Source organism: Lysobacter sp. Soil_C_59 (assembly GCF_057656415.1).
Window position 1 is genome coordinate 391,088 of sequence record NZ_JBDGKK010000003.1, and the last position, 18,830, is coordinate 409,917.

Here is an 18,830-nt window from a genome sequence, read left to right on the forward strand (position 1 = left end):
CCGTCTGTGGCACTTCCCTGGCTTCAGAACCCCACCGACCAGGTCGCCATCGCGCGCGTCCAGGCCTGGTCCTGCATGTACTGGGTGTCGATGTCGAACGACAGGCGCCCGGCGCGGCGCAACTGCGTGCCGATGCTGAAGCCGACCACGCCGACATCGCGGTCCAGGGCGTCGCCGACGATCGGCGTCCACACATCCAGCGCTGTGAATCGCGCATCGATGTCGCCACCGGACTGCGATAGCAGTCCTTGCCATTCGGCGCGGCCCTGCAGGCTCCACAGCGATGCCCCTACCGACCAATCGTAGGCGAAGCGCGCACCGAGCAAAGCCTGGCTCAAATTCATCGTCGATGCGGCGGTACTCAGGCCGAAACCTGCGGCACCGGCTTCGCTGAAGCCGTCGCGATCGAGCTGCAATGACTGCACGCCGGCATACGGCGTGATGCGGCCCCTGCCCACGGTAATCGGCAATCCGGCCTGCAGGCCGAACGTTGCATAACGATGGGCATAGTCGGCGTCGACGCGGAACGACTCGGCGCCGAGCAGGATGTCGCGTTGCGTCCAGCGTTGCATGCGGCCCAGCGCGACGCTGCCCAGGAGGTAGCCGCGGCCGAGGTCGTAGGCGCCGTAAAGCTGCGCTTCTGCCTGGCGGTTGTGCTCGTGGTCGGCGCGCAGGTCGTGGTGGGCGTAACCCTCGGTCTCCGACAGCGCCATGCCGACGGTCAGGCGATCTCCGAGGCGGTGGTCCTGGCCGAGCATCCAGCCATCGGCATCGATGTCGAATCGCGACACCGCACGCTGCGCATCCAGGTCATCGGCCCATGCGCCCGCCACGGGCGCCGCCTGCAACGCATCCACGCGTGATTCCAGCGCGCGCCGGTTGCCTTCGATTGCCATCAGTGCGAACGCGGTGTCGGCACCGTGCAATTCACCCGAGAGGCTCGACAGGGTGCGTTCGGCGGCGGCCGCACTGGCGGTCTGCTGGATGGCCCCGGCCGCGCCGAGGAACTCGCCATCGACTGCGGACTGTCCACCCCCGTCGATCTGGTCGAACGCGCCTTCCACGCGTTCGGCACTGCCGACGGAAGCCGGACTCAGGCCCATGCTCTGCGCGGCAGCGGTGACATCCAGTCGGGTGATGTCGAGCATCACCAGCAGCGGTTCGTATCGCAGCGACGCCTGCAGGAACACGCCGGGCGCGGCCGTCAGTGCGTCGAACCTGCCGGTATAGCCGGCCATCGCAAACAGCACGCGCTCCTGCGCCTGCCACGTGTAGCCAGACTTCACGCCGAGCACGTGGACGTCGCCGCCGTCGATGGCGGTGGCGCCGGTGATCGTCACCGGCGCACCGACCCGGTACGCGAGTTCGGCGCCCGCGGTCTGGTGGTAGGTGCCCTGGATGGTGATGTTGTCGCCATCGGCGACCAGGCGCCCCTGGTTCTCGAAGGAACCGCTGCTGGCGCCGATGCGCGCTTCGCCTTGCGCGCCGATGGTGGTCGGACCGGACAGCTGGTTGCTGATGAGCACGCCGCCGTTGACCACCGTGCCGCCGCTGTGGAATCCGCTCTGGGCCAGCCGCAGTGTGCCGTTGCCTTCCTTGATCAGCCGCCCCGGCCCGGTCAGCTGGTTGCCGAAGATGATGGAGTTGTTGTCGAAGCGGACCGCGAAGTCGCCGAACTCCAGCCGCTGCGGACCGCGGATCGCATTGGCGATGTTGAGCATGCCGTTGCCGAAGGTGGCATCGATGCCGCTCGCGCCCAGGTCCGTCGCCGTGCCCAGCAGCGTCTGCCGGACGTTGTCGTTGCTGAAGAACGGAAATGCCTGCCACACCAGCGCGGCCGCGCCGGATATCTGCGGCGCTGCCAGCGAGGTGCCCCGGTAACGCCAGTAGCTCGGGGACGTCGGCGAGTCGTCCTTGCCGGTCACCACCACTTCGCCCAGCGCACCCATGCAATAGCGCATCGCCTGGCCACAGGCGTTGGCGTAGCTGGCCAGTGCATTGGTGCCTTCCAGCGCAGTCGCCGCGATCCAGCCGCGCTCGAGGTCTGCCGCCGGCAGGCTACCGCCGTTACCGGGCTGGCTGGGCAGCGCGGCCATGCTCGACGGGTTGGGCTTGGACTCGTTGCCGGTGGCGAACACCACCAGACCGCCGTTGCCGATGATGAAGGGACGGTACTCGTCGGCGATCGCGGCGGTCGCTGCCGGATTGGTCCAGTACAGGCCGCCCCAGGAGTTGTTCATCACCCGCACGCCGCGGTTGATCAGGTCCTGGTGGATGCCCTTCAGTCCGAGCGCGCCACTGACCTCGTTACCCGAACCGGACCCGTCGTCCTTGGGGGGTTGGTCGCTGATGATGCGTGCCGAGACGATCTGTGCGCCGGGCGCGATGCCGCCGGGCCAGGCACCGAAGGGCGTACCGGCCATGATCTGCGACACCGCGGTGCCGTGACCGTCGACGTCGTCGATGGTCAGGTTGTTGGGCGGCGACGAGATGTAGTTGAGGTTTTCCAGCACGCGAGGCGACAACGCCGGGTGGTTGCGCATCACGCCGCTGTCGACCACGCCGATGCGCACACCCGCGCCGGTGATGCCGGCCTGTCGCGCAGCGGCGGCATTCGTCGAGACCAGGTGCTGGCTGAACTGTGGATCCGGCGTGGACACCACTGGCGGCGCCGGCGGAGGTGGCGCAGGCGGCGTGGGCGGCGTCACGGTTGCCGGCGGCGGACCAGCCCGGACGTTGCCACCACCACCGCCACCACCACAGGCCGCCAGCCCGCATACCGCCGACAGCAGCAGTGCGCTGCGCAACGCGGTGACCAGTCCTCGTTCGCGATAAGCCATGTTGCCCTCGACTACGGCGCGTTCGCTCCCCAGCGAATCCTGCGCGCGTCCAAGGGTTGTTTTAATCCAACCTGCAGCGCACCACAATCGGAAGCAGTCGCAATTGCGCCATGCGCTTTCAACCGCGAAGTCGCTTCTCGCGCACGCGACATGCCGCAGATTCGGTAACCGCTCGAGTGGTGTCCGCCGGACTGCGCGGCGGCGATCCGTCGAGGAGCCGGCCGGGCACCGTCGCCGCGCCCGGATCGGCCGGGTTTGCACGGCTCGCATGCCCGGACCGGGCACCCACCCTTCATCCGCCATTTGGCTTCGGGCCCCTGCCACCCCTCCCGCGGGCTGAACGGGCGAGCCGCCCGGGTGGTTTGCGGCGGTGCAGCATGCAGCCGCATAATCCGGGAGTTCCGGCCTCGAGCTGGCCCGATTTTGTCCTGGAGTTCCCCATGAGTGACGTCGTCATCGTCGGTGCCAAGCGCACCGCCATCGGTTCCTTCCTCGGTCAGTTCACCGGCGTCCCGACGCCAGTGCTGGGCACGGCCGCCATCACCGGCGCGCTCGAGCACGCCAACGTCGCCGCCGACCAGGTCGACGAAGTCATCATGGGTTGCGTCCTGCCGGCTGGCCTGGGCCAGGCACCGGCGCGCCAGGCCGCGCTCGCCGCGGGCCTGCCGACCTCGGCCGGTGCCACCACGATCAACAAGGTCTGCGGCTCGGGCATGAAGGCAATCATGCTGGCCACCGACCTGATCAAGGCCGGCTCGGCGAACGTCGTGGTCGCCGGCGGCATGGAGTCGATGACCAATGCCCCGCACCTGCTCAACAACTCGCGCACCGGCATCCGCTACGGCAGCGCCGAGTTCCTCGACCACATGGCGTTCGACGGCCTGACCAGTCCGTACGACGGCAAGGCGATGGGTGTATTCGGCGACATGGCGTGCGAGAAATACGGCTTCGACCGCGAATCGCTTGATGCCTTCTCGACCGAAAGCGCGCGTCGCGCGCAGGCTGCCGTCAGCGGTGGCGCGTTCAAGGGTGAAATCGTTCCGGTGACCGTCAAGGGTCGCAAGGGCGATGTCGTCATCGACGGCGACGAAGAGCCGGGCAAGATCGACTTGGCCAAGATCCCGACGCTGCGCGCGGCCTTCGGCAAGGAAGGCGTGCTGACCGCCGCGTCGTCGTCGAAGATTTCCGATGGCGCCGCTGCCACCGTGCTGATGAGCGCGGAAGAAGCCGGCAAGCGCGGCCTCACCCCGCTGGCCCGCATCGTCGCCCATGCCGGCCATGCGCAGGCACCGGAATGGTTCACCACCGCACCGGTGAAAGCGATTTCAAACGTGCTGGCCAAGGCCGGCTGGCAGGTCGGCGACGTCGACCTGTTCGAGGTCAATGAAGCGTTTGCCTGTGTGGCCATGGCACCGATGAAAGACCTCGGGATCCCCCACGAAAAGCTGAACGTCAACGGTGGTGCGGTCGCCCTGGGCCACCCGATTGGTGCCAGCGGCGCCCGTCTGGTCGTGACCCTGGTGCATGCCCTGCGTGCACGCGGCGTCAAGCGCGGCGTCGCTTCCCTGTGCATTGGCGGTGGCGAAGCCACGGCGATTGCTGTAGAAGTGCTATAAGACGTTAAAAACGTATTACTTAAAAAAAACCGGACAAGCCGCTTGACACGCGTCACCGGCTTGTCATCATGTTATAGACGCGCAATTGCGCGTTGCCTAACTAAACGACGAGGATATAAACCATGACTTTCAACAAGGCGCTGCTCGCCCTGGCTATGGGCCTGGCCCTGGCTGCTTGCTCGAACCAGAAGCAGGCTGACGAAGCTGCCACGGACGCCGCCGCTGCTTCGACCGAAGCCGCTGCTGCTGCTGACACCGCTGCTGCTACCGGCGACGCCGCTGCTGCCGACGCTGCCCAGGCTGCTGCCGACACCGCTGCCCAGGCTGCTGACGCTGCCGCCGCTTCGGCTGACGCCACCGCCGCCGCTGCTGCTCCGGCCGCTGCCGACGCTGCTGCTGACGCCGCTGGCCAGGCTGCTGACGCCGCCACCCAGGCTGCTGACGCTGCTACCCAGGCTGCCGACGCTGCCAAGGAAGAAGTGAAGAAGTAATCACTTTGGGCAGGTAACTGCCCAGGTGTTGCTCTCACAGGAAAGGCCGCCGGGGTTTCCCGGCGGCTTTTTCCGTAGTGGGGCCGGCTACGACGTCACGCGCTTCGGGGCCCCCATACCAATTCACGTGGTTCGCAGTAAGCTCCACACCCGATCAGTGAACGATCGGACTGGCCCGGCCGGATCGCAATGAGCGCCGGCGTTGCCTGATCTTGTTGATGGTGAATTTTTACCTGGCACTTCTCGGACAACCCAACGGAGAGACTCATGAACACCAAGCTCTATGTAGCCCTGGCCGCCGCCGTCCTGGCCCTCTCGGCCTGCCAAAAGACCGAAACCACGCAGACCGAAGCCGCCGAAGCCGCCAACGCCGCTTCGCAGGCTGCCGATGCTGCTTCCACCGCCGCGACCGAAAGCGCCGAAGCCGCTGCCGCCGCCACTGACGCCGCCGCCGCCCAGGCCGGTGCCGCTGTCGACCAGGCTGCCGACAAGACTGCCGCCGCTGCATCCGATGCCGCCGCCGGCGCCGCCGCTGCCACCGCCGATGCCGCCCAGGCCACGGCCGACGCTGCGGAGAAGGTTGCCGACAAGGCCGACAAGGCCGCGGAAGAAGTGAAGAAGTAAGCGCAATCTGTTTGCTGCAACGATTTCGAGAGGCCCGCGCAAGCGGGCCTTTCTTTTGCTCTCGCGGCAAGGGCAAATGGATCCCGGCTTTCACCGGGATGACGGTCTGGCGCCTTTGTGGTCTGATGCCGGATCTTCCGCACCCCTTGCATCGATGCCCGCACTGACTTCCAACATCGATCCGCGCTCCCAGGATTTCCAGGACAACGTCGCCTACCACCGCGCCCTGGTCGATGAGCTCGACGCCCGACTTGCCCGCGCCGCAGAGGGCGGTGGCGACAAGGCACGGGCCCGCCACACCGAGCGCGGCAAGCTGCTGGCGCGCGATCGCATCACGGCCCTGCTCGACCCGGGCTCGCCGTTCCTGGAGATCGCACCACTCGCTGCCGAAGGCATGTACGACGACGCCGCGCCGGCGGCCGGCATGGTCTGCGGCATCGGCCGGGTGATGGGACAGGAAGTGGTGATCGTCGCCAACGACGCCACCGTCAAGGGCGGCACCTACTTCCCGATGACGGTGAAGAAGCATCTGCGCGCGCAGGAAATCGCGCGCGAGAACCACCTGCCCTGCGTCTACCTGGTCGACTCCGGCGGCGCGTTCCTGCCGCTGCAGGACGAGGTGTTCCCGGACAAGGAACACTTCGGCCGCATCTTCTACAACCAGGCACGGCTGAGCGCGGAGAACATCCCGCAGGTCGCCGTGGTCATGGGCTCGTGCACCGCCGGCGGCGCCTACGTCCCGGCGATGTGCGACGAGTCGATCATCGTGCGCGAACAGGGCACGATCTTCCTCGGCGGTCCGCCGCTGGTGAAGGCCGCCACCGGCGAGATCGTCGACGCCGAAACGCTTGGCGGCGCCGACGTGCATACCAGCGTGTCCGGCGTGGCCGATCATTTCGCCGAGGACGACCGCCACGCGCTGCAGATCGCCCGCGACATCATCGCCACGTTCAACCGTCGCAAGACGCTGCCGGTTGCGGTGCAGGCCGCGCGCGAGCCGTTGTATCCGTCCAGCGAGCTGTACGGCATCGTGCCCAAGGACACGCGCCGTCCGTTCGACATCCGCGAGGTCATTGCCCGCGTCGTCGATGGCAGCGAGTTCCAGGAGTTCAAGGCGCGCTACGGCAAGACGCTGGTCACCGGCTTCGCCCACCTGCACGGTTACCCGGTCGGCATCGTCGCCAACAACGGCATCCTGTTCGCCGAGAGCGCGCTCAAGGGCGCGCACTTCATCGAGCTGTGCAACCAGCGCGGGATACCGCTGGTGTTCCTGCAGAACATCACCGGCTTCATGGTCGGTCGCAAGTACGAGAACGCCGGCATCGCCAAGGACGGAGCGAAGATGGTGACGGCGGTTGCGTGCTCGCACGTGCCCAAGTTCACCGTCGTCATCGGCGGCAGCTTCGGCGCCGGCAACTACGCCATGTGCGGCCGCTCCTACGGCGCACGCTTCCTGTGGATGTGGCCCAACGCGCGCATCTCGGTCATGGGCGGCGAGCAGGCGGCCAGCGTGCTCGCAACCGTCAAGCGCGACGGCATCGAAGCCGCCGGCAAGGTCTGGACGGCCGAAGAGGAAGAAGCGTTCAAGTCGCCGATTCGCGACCAGTACGAAAGCCAGGGCAATCCCTACTACGCCTCTGCCCGCCTCTGGGACGACGGGATCATCGATCCGGCAGATACTCGCCGCGTGCTGGGCCTGGGCCTGTCGGCCAGCCTCAATGCACCGATCGAGGAACGCACGCGCTTCGGCGTGTTCCGCATGTAGTGCACGGCACAGTTGCCGTTTTTGCGTCTGAGTGCATGCTTGGCGCAGTCAGACAGGTGATCGTCAGATAAACGGCTGTGCCGACGTGATGATTGGGTGAGGCGCGTCACACCGATGATGGAGAGCGGCCAGTAGCCTCGACTGGTTGCACTCCATCACTGCTCAGTGTGTCTTGCCCAACATCAGGAAGTCCCCATGGCGATCTTCAATTCCCCCCCGTCGTCCACCCCGAAGCAAAACCCGCCGCCGACCCAGCCGGGGCAACCCGAATCCGCACTGGGCAAGGAGCCGGACGTGCGCAATGAAATTTCATTCGGTTCCACCACGCCCAAGCCCGCCGTCGCGGCAGCACCGCGCCCGGTCGAGCGCGAGGGCAAGGAGTCTCTGATCGCCGCTGACCTGTCCATCGAAGGCAAGATCCAGGGCGCGGGCCATATCCGCATCGCCGGTCGCTTCAAGGGCGACGTGCAGGTCGAAGGAGACCTGACGGTCGAAGTCGGCGCCAAGGTCACCGGCGGCGTGCGTGCGCGCAAGGTTGTCATCGCCGGCGAGCTCGAAGGCAACATCGAATCGGCTGCACGCGTCGAGCTGCTTGAAGGCGGCGTGGTCGTCGGCGACGTCAAGGCCGGCACGGTCACGGTCGCGGCCGGTGCGCGCATGCGCGGCCAGGTCGAGTTCGGCTGGGACGAGAAGGAAGCGGCCAAGGCCAATGGCAAGGCCGACAAGGCTGACAAGGCCGACTTCAGCAAGGCGGAGGCGAGCACCGCCGCATGAGTGCCGTTCGCCCCGGTACACCCGGTGCGACGCGCATCTGTCCGCACTGCAAGACGAAGATCCTCGACAGCGCCACCGTCTGTCCGTCTTGCCGGCACCATTTGCGCTTCGACCCCGATGCCGTGGAGTCCGCCAAGCAGCGGTCGGTGCCGCTGCGCGTGGAAGGAACGATCAAGCCACCGCCGGGCGACAACGCCCTGGAGTATTCGGTGGTATTGACCATCCGCAATGACGAGGGCGTCGAGATCGATCGCCAGGTCATGGGGGTTGGGGCGCTCTTCGCCGGCGAAGAGCGCTCCTTTACGCTGGAAGTCGAGGCGGTCGAAGTAAAGGGCTATCGGGCCGGACGCGGCCGCGGGCGCCACTGAGAGCGTCGTCCCGGCCAATCACGTCGTCCCGGCGAACGCCGGGACCCAGGCCCGTAACCTACCAGCAAACTCACGTCATCCCGGCGAACGCCGGGATCCATCTTGCTGTTGACCTTCGACCAGAAGCCAACGTCCATGGATCCCCGCCTACGCGGGGATGACGCCGTGACTGTGCGGGGATGACGATCAGTGATGCTTTCGCGGCGGCGTCGGCCCGCAGTTATCGCAGCCACCGCAACTGGCGTCGCCCAGGCTCGCCGGCGGCGCGATGCGGCGCCCCAGCGCGCGCAACCAGGCAGGCTGCCCCTCACGCACCATCGGTATCGCCAGCGCGATGCGCAACCGGCGCACCGCGTTGGGAAACTGCCGCCGCGCCACGAAGCCCGCACTGATCACCACCGCCACGGCGATGACCAGGTACTGCGCGAGCAGGCCGGCGTCCATGCTCACCCTGCCCCCAGCGCCACGGCGATCTGGTAGGTCAGCATCGAGGCCAGGTAGGCCAGCGCGAACAGGTAGCCGGCGCTGATGCCGACCTGCTTCCACGAGTTGGTCTCGCGCTTGATCGTGGCCAGCGTGGAGATGCACTGCGGCGCATAGATGAACCACACCAGCAGCGACAGCGCAGTCGCCAGCGACCAGCCGCTACTGATCAGCGGCGTCAGCGCCTGCGTGGCCGCATCGTCATTGGCAGCCGACAGCGCATACACCGTGGCCAGCGACGACACCACGACTTCGCGCGCGGCCATGCCCGGGATCAGCGCGATGCAGATCTGCCAGTTGAAGCCCAGCGGTGCGAACACCGTCGTCATCGCGTGGCCGATGCGGCCGGCGAAGCTGTAGTCGATGGCCGGGCCGGTGGCACCCGCCGGTGCACCCGGGAACGACAGCAGGAACCACAGCAGGATCGTCAGCGCCAGGATGATGCCGCCGACGCGACGCAGGAAGATCCAGGCGCGCTCCCACAAGCCGATCAGCAGATCGCGCGGGTGCGGGATGCGATACGACGGCAGCTCCAGCAGCAGCGCGTGCTCGCTCTTGTCGCGGCGCCATTTCTTCATCACCCACGACACCGCCAGCGCACTGATGATGCCGGCCGCGTACAGGCCGAACAGCACCAGGCCCTGCTGGTTGAGCACACCCAGCACCTGCTTCTGCGGAATGAAGGCGCCGATCAGCAGTGCGTACACCGGCAGCCGCGCCGAGCAGGTCATCAGCGGCGACACCAGGATCGTCGCAAGACGGTCGCGCGGGTCCTGGATCGAGCGCGTGGCCATGATGCCGGGCACCGCGCAGGCGAAGCTCGAAAGCAGCGGAATGAAAGAACGACCGGACAGACCCGCCGACGCCATCATCCGGTCGAGCAGGAACGCCGCACGCGGCAGGTAGCCCGATTCCTCCAGCGCGAGGATGAAGGCGAACAGGATCAGGATCTGCGGCAGGAACACGATCACGCTGCCCAGGCCGGCGATGATGCCGTCGACCAGCAGGCTGCGCAGTGGACCGTCAGGCAGCATCGCGCCGACGAAGTCGCCGGTCGCGGCGGTGCCGACCTCGATCAGGTCCATCAGTGGCGTCGCCCAGGCGTAGACCGCCTGGAAGATCAGGAACATCACCACCGCCAGCGACAACAGGCCGAGCACAGGGTGCAGCAGCCAGCGATCGAGTGCGTCGTCGATCTCGGCGGTGCGGCGCGGCATGGTCACGGCCAGCTCGAGCAGGCGCCGGGTTTCGGCGTGCAGCGCGTCGGCATCGTCGGCGAGGTTGGCCGGCAGGTGCACGCGCGGCTCGTGCAGCTTTTCGGAAACGCTGTCGAGCATCGCCACCAGCTCGCGCGCGCCGCCGCTGCGCACGGCCACCGTCGGCACCACCGGCACGCCGAGCTCGCGCTCGAGCACGGCCAGGTCGATGTCGATGCCGCGGCGCTTGGCCGCGTCCATCATGTTGACCGCGACCACCATCGGCCGGCCCAGCTCGCGCACTTCCAGGGCAAAGCGCAGGTGCAGGCGCAGGTTGGTCGCATCGACCACGCACACCAGCACGTCCGGCGCGGGCTCGCCCGGATAGAAACCGCGGCACAGGTCGCGCGTCACCGCCTCGTCGAGGCTGGCGGCGTGCAGGCTGTAGGCACCGGGCAGGTCGAGCACTGCGTAGTGGCGGCCGGACGGCGCATGGAAGCGGCCTTCCTTGCGCTCGACGGTGACGCCGGCGTAGTTGGCGACCTTCTGCCGGCTGCCGGTGAGCTGGTTGAACAGCGCGGTCTTGCCGCAGTTCGGGTTGCCGACCAGGGCGACGCGGATGGCTTCGGCAGTGCTCATGCCTGGCCCTCTTCGGGGTCGAAGCCGTTGATGCGCTTGCCGTCTCCGGCGGACTGCACGCGAACGCGCGCGGCCTCGCTGCGACGCAAGGCAAAGCGGGTAAAGCCGATCTGCACCAGCAGCGGTTCCGCGGACACCGGACCGGCCGCCATCACTTCCACGCGCTCGCCATGGACGAAGCCGAGCTCGCGCAGGCGACGCGCGATCGAATCGTTCGGCGCGTGGTCCTCGACGCTTTCAACGGTGGCGGCGGTACGGCGGGGCAATTCGGACAGCTTCAAGGTTCACCTGCAAGCCGGCCCGGGGGCGAATTCGGGCCAAGGCGCCAAATGGGAATTGTTCTCAATTCTACACCACAGCCCGCGGACGCACGGGTCCAGCGGGCCAGCGGCTATGATTCGCCACAGTCCAACAAGCCCAGGCCGATGACCCATCCCCTGCTGAACGTGCGCGAAGGGGCCGTGGCCCGCCTGCGCCTGAACCGACCGGACCTGCACAACGCCTTCGACGCGATGGTGATCGCCGCGCTGACCGGCGCACTGGAAGCGGTGGCCGCCGACGACAGCGTACGGGTGGTGGTGCTGGAGGGTGAAGGCGCCTCTTTCTCGGCCGGCGCCGACCTCAACTGGATGCGCGGCATGGCCGCCGCCAGCGAGGCGGCGAACCGGGAGGATTCGCTTGCCCTCGCCCGCCTGATGCGCACCCTGGACGAGTTGCCCAAGCCGACGATCGCCCGCGTGCACGGAGCTGCCTTCGGCGGCGGCGTCGGCCTGGTCGCCTGCTGCGATATCGCCATCGCCGCGCCCGAGGCGAAGTTCGGCCTGACCGAGAGCAAGCTCGGGCTGCTGCCGGCAGTGATCTCGCCCTACGTGATCGAGGCCATCGGACCGCGCCAGGCACGGCGCTGGTTCGCCACGGCCGAGATCTTCGCTGCGGACACCGCGCTGCAGATCGGTCTGGTCCATCAGGTCGTTCCGGCCGACGAGCTGGACCAGGCGGTGCAGCGCCAGATCGACCTGCTGCTGAAGGCCGGCCCGGTGGCCTCGGCAACCGCCAAGGCCCTGGTCCGCCGGGTCACCGGCGAACGCGACCGCGATCGCCTCGACGCCGACAATGCCGCGCTCATCGCCGGTCTGCGAGTATCGGCCGAAGGCCAGGAAGGCCTGGGCGCCTTCCTGGAAAAGCGCAAACCGCACTGGTCCTGAGCCCTCCCCTTCAAGGGGAGGGTTGGGAGGGGATGGGTTGGATCCCGTCAAGCAACAGGCTCAAGGAGGAGCCCCCATGAAAGGACAGACAAACAAGCAGATCGCACGCGAGCAACGTCCGCGCAGGTTGCGCAACGATTCCACCGATGCCGAACGCCATCTATGGCGGCATTTGCGGAATCGTCAGCTGCAGGGCTGCAAGTTCAGAAGGCAGCATCCGTTCGGCGGCTTCATACTCGATTTCGCCTGCCTGGAACGGAAGTTGGTCATCGAACTCGACGGCGGCCAGCACGCCGATGAGACGGCTTACGATCTGACGCGGACACAGCGGCTGGAACAAGCGGGATTCGTGGTACTGAGGTTCTGGAACAACGAAGTAATCGAGAATGTCGAGGGTGTGGTCGAGGTGATTCTGGATGCGCTGCGGCGACTGGAACCCATCCCCTCCCAACCCTCCCCTTGAAGGGGAGGGCTTATAAACAGGAGCGTTTGAAGCAAGCCATGTTCGACAAGATCCTGATTGCCAACCGAGGCGAGATCGCCTGCCGCGTGATCCGCACCTGCCGCCGTCTCGGCATCGCCACCGTCGCGGTGTACTCGCAGGCCGACGCCGATGCACAGCATGTGCGCCTGGCCGATGAGGCGTGGCCGATCGGTGGGCCGCGTCCGGCCGAAAGCTATTTGCGTGGCGATGCGATCCTCGAAGTCGCGCTGAAGTCCGGCGCACAGGCAATCCATCCCGGCTACGGTTTCCTCAGCGAGAACGCCGACTTCGCCGACGCGGTCGAAGCAGCCGGCGTCGTCTTCATCGGGCCCAAGGCGGCCTCGATGCGCAAGATGGGCAGCAAGGCCGGTGCCAAGGAACTGATGCATGCCGCCGGCGTGCCGGTCGTCCCCGGCTACACCGGCGAGGACCAGTCGCCCGACGTGCTCCAGCGCGAGGCCGATGCGATCGGTTACCCGCTGATGATCAAGGCCGCGCATGGCGGCGGCGGCAAGGGCATGCGCATTGTCCGCGACAGCGGCGAGTTCGCCGCCAACCTGGAAAGCTGCCAGCGCGAGGCGCGCAATGCCTTCGGTCGCGATCGCGTGTTGCTGGAGCGTTATGTCGAGCGCCCGCGCCACATCGAAATCCAGGTATTCGGCGACAGTCACGGCAACACCCTCCATCTGAACGAGCGCGAATGCTCGGCGCAGCGCCGCTACCAGAAGTTGCTCGAGGAATCGCCCTCGCCGTTCCTCTCGGCGCAGTTGCGCGATGCGATGGGCTCGGCCGCGGTGCTGGCCGCACGCGCGATCGACTACGTCAACGCCGGCACGGTCGAATTCATCGTCGGTCAGGACGGTGGTTTCTACTTCATGGAGATCAACACCCGCCTGCAGGTCGAGCACCCGGTCACCGAGTTCGTCACGGGCCTGGACCTGGTCGAATGGCAATTGCGGGTCGCCGCCGGCGAAGCGCTGCCGCTGGCGCAGGACCAGATCGCCCAGCAGGGCCACGCCATCGAGGTGCGCCTGTACGCCGAAGACCCGGATGCCGGGTTCCTGCCCGGTTCCGGGCGACTGGAGCGGCTGCGTTTGCCGGCGACCGACCAGCACGTGCGCATCGACTCGGGCGTGATCGAGGGCGACACGGTCACCATCTTCTACGACCCGATGATCGCCAAGCTCATCGTCCATGATGCCGACCGCCCGCGCGCCCTCGCCCGCCTGCGCGCGGCGCTGGCGCAGTGCGACATCGCCGGGCCCAAGTCCAACATCGAGTTCCTCGAGCGCCTGGTCCGCCATCCGGCGGTCGTCGAAGGCCGCATCGATACCGGTTATCTCGATCGTCACCTGGACGAATTCATCCAGGCCGGCGACGCCGCCAGCGATGACACCGAGCAGAACCTGGTGCTGGCAGCCGCCACGGCGCAACTGCTGGTCCAGGAGCGCCAGTCCCTCGAACGCGCCGGCACATCCACCGACCCCTCCTCGCCGTGGGCGATCACCGATGGCTGGCGCCTGGGCCACGGCAGCCGCCGCAGCCTGGCCTTCCTGCACGGCGAACGGCGTCTGGAGCTGCACGCGCAGGGCAGCAACGGCAGCTACCGCATCGAGCACGCGGACCGGATCCACAGCATCGAAGGCGCCCGCAACGAGGCCGGCGACGGTCTCAGCCTGCGCATTGACGGCCGCGGCCGCCGCTTTACGTTGGCTATGGATGTGGGCCCCGGGAACAGCGCGGGAGAGGGGCGGATCGTCGTGCATGACGGCGGGCGTCGACTCCGTCTTCAGGCGGTGCCGATGTATCGTCCGGAACGAAGCAGCGCGGTCGGTACCGGCAACCGGTTGCTCGCGCCGATGCCCGGCCGGGTCGTGTTGGTCAAGGCCGCGCCAGGCGATGAGGTCGAAGCAGGACAGGAGCTGATGGTGATCGAGGCGATGAAGATGGAGTTGAGCCTGAAGGCGCCGCGTGCGGGTACGGTCGCCGAAGTGCGCGCGGCCGCCGGCGACTTCGTCGAGGCCGACACCGTGCTGGTGGCGCTGGCGTCATGAAGCGCTCGGTCCGCATCGTCGAAGTGGGCCCGCGCGACGGCCTGCAGAACGAGAAAACCAACGTCGCCACCGCCGACAAGATCGAACTGATCGATCGTCTTTCGGCCACTGGCCTGCGCAGCATCGAGGCGACCAGTTTCGTCAGCCCCAAGTGGGTGCCGCAGCTGGCCGATGCCGCCGAAGTGCTGGCCGGCATCCATCGCCGCCCCGGCGTGCGCTATCCGGTGCTGGTGCCCAACGAACAGGGTTACGCCCGCGCCCGCAGCGCAGGCGTCGACGAGATCGCGGTGTTCACCGCCGCGTCCGAGGAGTTCAACCGCCGCAACATCAACGCCAGCATCGACGAATCGCTGCAGCGCTTCATCCCGGTGATGGAGCGCGCACGCGCCGACGGCGTGGCGGTGCGCGGCTATGTCTCCACCGTACTCGGTTGCCCGTACCAGGGCGAAGTGCCGCTGGCCGACGTGGTCCGCGTTGCGCGTGCGTTGCATGACATGGGCTGCTACGAAGTCTCGCTCGGCGACACGATTGGCATTGGCACGCCCGGCAAGGCGCGCGCGATGTTGCTGGCGGTGGCGCAGGAAGTACCCATCAGCGCGCTCGCCGTGCATTTCCACGACACCTACGGCCAGGCGCTGGCCAACATCCTCGCCTGCCTGGAAGAGGGCGTCGCGGTGGTCGATTCCGCCGTCTCCGGCACCGGTGGCTGCCCGTACGCCAAGGGCGCCAGCGGCAACGTCGCCAGCGAGGACGTCGTCTACATGCTGCACGGGCTCGGTATCGAGACCGGCATCGACCTGCCGGCGCTGGCGGAAACCGGCCGCTGGCTCGCCGCCCTGCTGGGGCGCGAAACCGGCAGCCGGGTCGGCAAGGCACTCGCGGCCTCATGACGGCAAAGGCGCCAGCGGAAGGGCCTTCGACATCACCGGAAACGGTGGATGCGGGAGCCACGCTGGCAGCAATCGACCATGCGCTCGCCCGCGAGGGTGAACTTTCCGAAGACACTCGGTCGCTCCTGCAACAGGCGCGCCAGGCGTTGCTGGAGTCCTGTGCCGAAGCCGATGCCGAACGCCAGCGCTATCGCGACCTGTTCGACGCCCTGCCCGACCCGATCAGCATCATTGCCTACGACGGCACCGTGCTCGACCTCAATCGCTCCGGGGTGGAGTCATATCGGCGCCCGCGCGAGGAGCTGATCGGCCAACCGATCGAGACCATCAACCCCGACCTGCCGCAGGACCACATGGTTCCGGTGCTGGAGACGCTCAACCGCGGCGGCAGCTACATGGTCGAGGTCACCAACATGCGCAGCGACGGCACGCGTTTTCCGGTCGAGGTCCACACCGGGCCACTGCTGTACGACGGTCGCAAGGCGATGGTCGCGGTCGCGCGCGATCTCAGCAGCCGGCTCACCGGGCAATTGCGGTATCGCGAACTGATGGAAGCGATGGACCGCGGCATCCTGATCCAGGATGCCGAGTTGCAGATCGTCTACACCAACGTTGCGGCGATGAAGATCCTGGGCGTCAGCGAGGACGAATCGGTCAACGACGCGCTGCGCGAGGACAACTGGATGGTCGTCGACGATCGCGGCCGGCAACTGTCTCCCGACATGTACCCTTCGCATCGTGCCCTGAAGACCGGACGCATCTGCGAGAGCACGGTTCTGGGGCTGTACCACCGCGCCAGGCAGCAGCTGATGTGGCTGTCGGTGACGGCGGTGCCGCAGTTCCCGCCCGGCGGCGACAAGCCACATCAGGTTCTGTCGCTGTTCTCCGACATCACCACCCTCAAGCGCGACAGCACGCTGTTCGATCGCGCCCAGGCCATGGCGCACATCGGCGGCTGGGAGTGGGAGGTCGGACCGGACCGGCTGTACCTGACCGACGAGGCGCAACGCATCCTCGGCCATCGCCCGGCTCCCACGACCATCGAAGGCATGCTGGCCTGCCTGCGCACGCAGGATCGCGAACGCCTGCGCGCGGCGCTGGGCCAGGCGATCTCGTTCGGGCGCAAGCTCGAACTCGAAGTCCAGGGTCATCGCGCCGACGGCCGCGGCTTCTGGTTGCGCGTGATCGGCGAGGCCGATGCGGCCGATCCGCTCAACTCGCGCCTGACCGGCACGCTGCAGGACATCACCGAGCGCAAGCACGACGAGGAGACGCTGCGCGTGCAGGCGCGCAGCGATCCGCTGACCGGCCTGCTCAACCGCGATGCGGTGCTGGCCGAGCTGGAAAGCCGCCTCGACGATCCGCTGCGCGACACGCTGGCCGTGCTCTATGTCGACCTCGATCGCTTCAAGGTCGTCAACGACGTGCTCGGCCATGCTGCCGGCGACCGGTTGCTGGCCTCGGCCGGCCGCCGCATCCAGCGCGCGATCGGCAGCGAAGGCCTGATCGCGCGATTCGGCGGCGACGAATTCCTGATCATCTGCGACACCGGCAGCGATCCCTCGCGGCCGGAGCGTCTGGCCGATGCCATCCTGGAGATCTTCGGCGACAGCTTCCGCCTCGACGGCGAGGAGTTCAGCATCACCGCCAGCATCGGCATCGCCCAGGCGCCGCTCGATGGCGTGCGCTCGCAGCAGCTGATCCAGAGCGCCGACGTGGCGATGTACGACAGCAAGCGTCGTGGCCGCAACGGCTGGCAGGCGTTCACGCCGGAGCTGGCCGAGCAGCAGCTGCACCGGCTGCAGCTGGAGACGCACCTGCGCCGCGCGGTCAACAACGAAGAGTTCCACCTGGTCTACCAGCCGCAGGTCGACCTCACCACCGGCGCGATGGTCGCGGCGGAAGCGCTGATCCGCTGGCGCAACCACTCACTGGGCGAGATCCGCCCGGACAAGTTCATCGACCACGCCGAAACCACCGGCGACATCGTCGGCATCGGCGACTGGGTGCTGCAGGAAGCTTGCCGGCAGTTGCGCGAATGGCAGGAAGGCGGGCTGGCCGTGCCGCGCGTGGCGGTGAACGTGTCGTACCGGCAGTTCCTCGGCGAAGACCTCGCCAGCAGCGTCAGCTCGGCCCTGGCCGAGTACGGCCTGCCCGGCAACGCGCTGGAGCTGGAGTTCACCGAGCGCGTGCTGATCGAGGATGCGCCCGACACACTGCGCACCTTCGCCGCGCTGCGCGAGATGGGCGTGATGCTGACGATCGACGATTTCGGCGAGGGTTACAGCGCGCTCAACTACCTGCGCCGGCTGCCCATCCATGGCCTCAAGCTGAGCCAGCTGTTCGTCCAGGGCGTACCGGGCAACCAGTCCGACGTGGCGGTCTGCCAGGCCGTCGCCGGCATCGCCCGCAGCCTCGGCCTGACCCTGGTCGCCGAAGGCGTTGAGACCGAGGAACACCGGGAGTTCCTGCTGCAATTGGGGGTCAGCATCGGCCAGGGCTTCCTGTTCGCGCCGGGGCTGATGCCCGACGAGCTCAGGCTGGTCTACCGGACGGCGGCGATGGGCGGGCCGGTCCGGTAAAATCCCCGCTTTCCGCGTCCCTGGACCAGCCCAATGCAACTCGATACTGTCCGCGCCATCGTCACCGGCGGCGTCTCCGGCCTTGGCCTCGCCGTCGCCCAGCACCTGGTCGCCAATGGCGCCAAGGTCGCCCTGTTCGATGTCAACGACGACAAGGGCGCCGCCGCCGTGTCCGCGCTCGGCGCCGACAAGGCGCGCTACTTCAAGACCGATGTCACCAGCGAGACCGACGTCGCCGCCAATGTCGCCGCAGCCAGCGAGTTCCTTGGCGGCCTCAACGCCACCATCAACTGCGCCGGCATCCTCGGCGCCGGTCGCGTGCTGGGCAAGGAAGGCGCGATGCCGCTGGCGCAGTTCCAGGGAACGGTGATGGTCAACCTGGTCGGCAGCTTCAACGTCGCCAAGGCCGCCGCCGCGCTGATGCAGCACAACGAGGCCGGCATCGACGGCGAGCGTGGCGTTATCGTCAACACCGCATCGGTCGCTGCCTACGAAGGCCAGATCGGCCAAGCTGCGTACTCCGCATCGAAGGGTGGCGTGGTCGGCATGACCCTGCCGATGGCGCGCGAACTGTCGCGCTTCGGCATCCGCGTCATGACGGTGGCACCGGGCATCTTCTGGACGCCGATGGTCGACGGCATGCCCGACTCGGTGCAGCAGTCGCTGGCCGCATCGATTCCGTTCCCGTCGCGCCTGGGCAAGCCGGAGGAGTTCGCCGACCTGGTCGCCTACATCCTTGGCAACACCTACCTCAACGGCGAGACCATCCGTCTCGACGGTGCCACGCGCCTGGCGCCGAAGTAATCCTGCACAGATCAA

General features: G+C 67.5%; 16 protein-coding genes. 12 read left to right on the forward strand and 4 right to left on the reverse strand.

Going from position 1 to position 18,830, the window contains the following annotated elements:
* Nucleotides 1-23: 23 nt before the first annotated feature.
* On the reverse strand, nt 24-2,840 hold the full coding sequence (locus tag AC3A3Q_RS08545; RefSeq protein ID WP_487585839.1) for a S8 family serine peptidase: 2,817 nt from the start codon (nt 2,838-2,840) through the stop codon (nt 24-26).
* 440 nt (nt 2,841-3,280) lie between these two features.
* Here AC3A3Q_RS08545 and AC3A3Q_RS08550 point away from each other — a divergent pair, with 440 nt between their 5' ends.
* From AC3A3Q_RS08550 to AC3A3Q_RS08575, 6 genes are all read left to right on the forward strand, one after another.
* The gene (locus tag AC3A3Q_RS08550) at nt 3,281-4,456 is read left to right on the forward strand and encodes a thiolase family protein (RefSeq protein ID WP_487585840.1); all 1,176 of its coding nucleotides are present in this window, start codon (nt 3,281-3,283) and stop codon (nt 4,454-4,456) included.
* A gap of 122 nt (nt 4,457-4,578) precedes the next feature.
* A complete protein-coding gene (locus AC3A3Q_RS08555; protein WP_200605673.1) occupies nt 4,579-4,947 on the forward strand; it encodes a hypothetical protein in 369 nt (122 codons plus the stop codon).
* 267 nt (nt 4,948-5,214) lie between these two features.
* Nucleotides 5,215-5,571: a hypothetical protein gene (locus AC3A3Q_RS08560; RefSeq protein ID WP_487585841.1), complete on the forward strand. Its 357-nt coding sequence runs from the start codon at nt 5,215-5,217 to the stop codon at nt 5,569-5,571.
* 154 nt (nt 5,572-5,725) lie between these two features.
* Entirely contained in the window at nt 5,726-7,336 is a 1,611-nt protein-coding gene (locus AC3A3Q_RS08565; RefSeq protein ID WP_487585842.1) for a carboxyl transferase domain-containing protein, read from the forward strand.
* Between the two features lie 195 nt (nt 7,337-7,531).
* Nucleotides 7,532-8,110, forward strand: a complete 579-nt coding sequence (locus AC3A3Q_RS08570) for a bactofilin family protein (RefSeq protein ID WP_487585843.1) — start codon at nt 7,532-7,534, stop codon at nt 8,108-8,110.
* Nucleotides 8,107-8,478, forward strand: coding sequence for an FYVE zinc finger domain-containing protein (locus AC3A3Q_RS08575; RefSeq protein ID WP_200605677.1), 372 nt, complete (start codon nt 8,107-8,109; stop codon nt 8,476-8,478). The genes AC3A3Q_RS08570 and AC3A3Q_RS08575 overlap by 4 nt, the downstream gene beginning before the upstream one ends.
* 186 nt (nt 8,479-8,664) lie before the next feature.
* Here AC3A3Q_RS08575 and AC3A3Q_RS08580 read toward each other — a convergent pair whose 3' ends face one another.
* The 3 genes from AC3A3Q_RS08580 to AC3A3Q_RS08590 are packed head-to-tail and all read right to left on the reverse strand — an operon-like array spanning nt 8,665 to nt 11,077.
* Nucleotides 8,665-8,922, reverse strand: a complete 258-nt coding sequence (locus AC3A3Q_RS08580) for a DUF6587 family protein (protein ID WP_487585844.1) — start codon at nt 8,920-8,922, stop codon at nt 8,665-8,667.
* Nucleotides 8,923-8,924: 2 nt separating this feature from the next.
* Nucleotides 8,925-10,796 carry a ferrous iron transport protein B gene (gene feoB, locus AC3A3Q_RS08585; RefSeq protein ID WP_487585845.1) on the reverse strand — a complete coding sequence of 624 codons (1,872 nt, stop codon included), beginning with the start codon at nt 10,794-10,796 and terminating at the stop codon, nt 8,925-8,927.
* Nucleotides 10,793-11,077: a FeoA family protein gene (locus AC3A3Q_RS08590; protein WP_487585846.1), complete on the reverse strand. Its 285-nt coding sequence runs from the start codon at nt 11,075-11,077 to the stop codon at nt 10,793-10,795. Before AC3A3Q_RS08590 ends, feoB begins: the two co-directional genes overlap by 4 nt.
* A 144-nt stretch (nt 11,078-11,221) precedes the next feature.
* Here AC3A3Q_RS08590 and AC3A3Q_RS08595 point away from each other — a divergent pair, with 144 nt between their 5' ends.
* The 6 genes from AC3A3Q_RS08595 (at nt 11,222) to AC3A3Q_RS08620 (ending at nt 18,815) form a co-directional block, all read left to right on the forward strand.
* Complete coding sequence (locus AC3A3Q_RS08595) at nt 11,222-12,001, forward strand: enoyl-CoA hydratase-related protein (RefSeq protein WP_487585847.1); 780 nt, start codon at nt 11,222-11,224, stop codon at nt 11,999-12,001.
* A gap of 76 nt (nt 12,002-12,077) precedes the next feature.
* Nucleotides 12,078-12,464: an endonuclease domain-containing protein gene (locus tag AC3A3Q_RS08600; RefSeq protein WP_487585848.1), complete on the forward strand. Its 387-nt coding sequence runs from the start codon at nt 12,078-12,080 to the stop codon at nt 12,462-12,464.
* Nucleotides 12,465-12,502: 38 nt separating this feature from the next.
* Nucleotides 12,503-14,539 (forward strand): acetyl/propionyl/methylcrotonyl-CoA carboxylase subunit alpha, encoded by a 2,037-nt coding sequence (locus AC3A3Q_RS08605; protein ID WP_487585849.1) that lies wholly within the window; start codon nt 12,503-12,505, stop codon nt 14,537-14,539.
* Nucleotides 14,536-15,429 (forward strand): hydroxymethylglutaryl-CoA lyase, encoded by an 894-nt coding sequence (locus AC3A3Q_RS08610; RefSeq protein WP_487585850.1) that lies wholly within the window; start codon nt 14,536-14,538, stop codon nt 15,427-15,429. Before AC3A3Q_RS08605 ends, AC3A3Q_RS08610 begins: the two co-directional genes overlap by 4 nt.
* A gap of 44 nt (nt 15,430-15,473) precedes the next feature.
* The gene (locus tag AC3A3Q_RS08615) at nt 15,474-18,011 is read left to right on the forward strand and encodes a sensor domain-containing protein (protein ID WP_487585851.1); all 2,538 of its coding nucleotides are present in this window, start codon (nt 15,474-15,476) and stop codon (nt 18,009-18,011) included.
* Nucleotides 18,012-18,044: 33 nt separating this feature from the next.
* Nucleotides 18,045-18,815 carry an SDR family NAD(P)-dependent oxidoreductase gene (locus AC3A3Q_RS08620; RefSeq protein WP_487585852.1) on the forward strand — a complete coding sequence of 257 codons (771 nt, stop codon included), beginning with the start codon at nt 18,045-18,047 and terminating at the stop codon, nt 18,813-18,815.
* Nucleotides 18,816-18,830 lie beyond the last annotated feature (15 nt).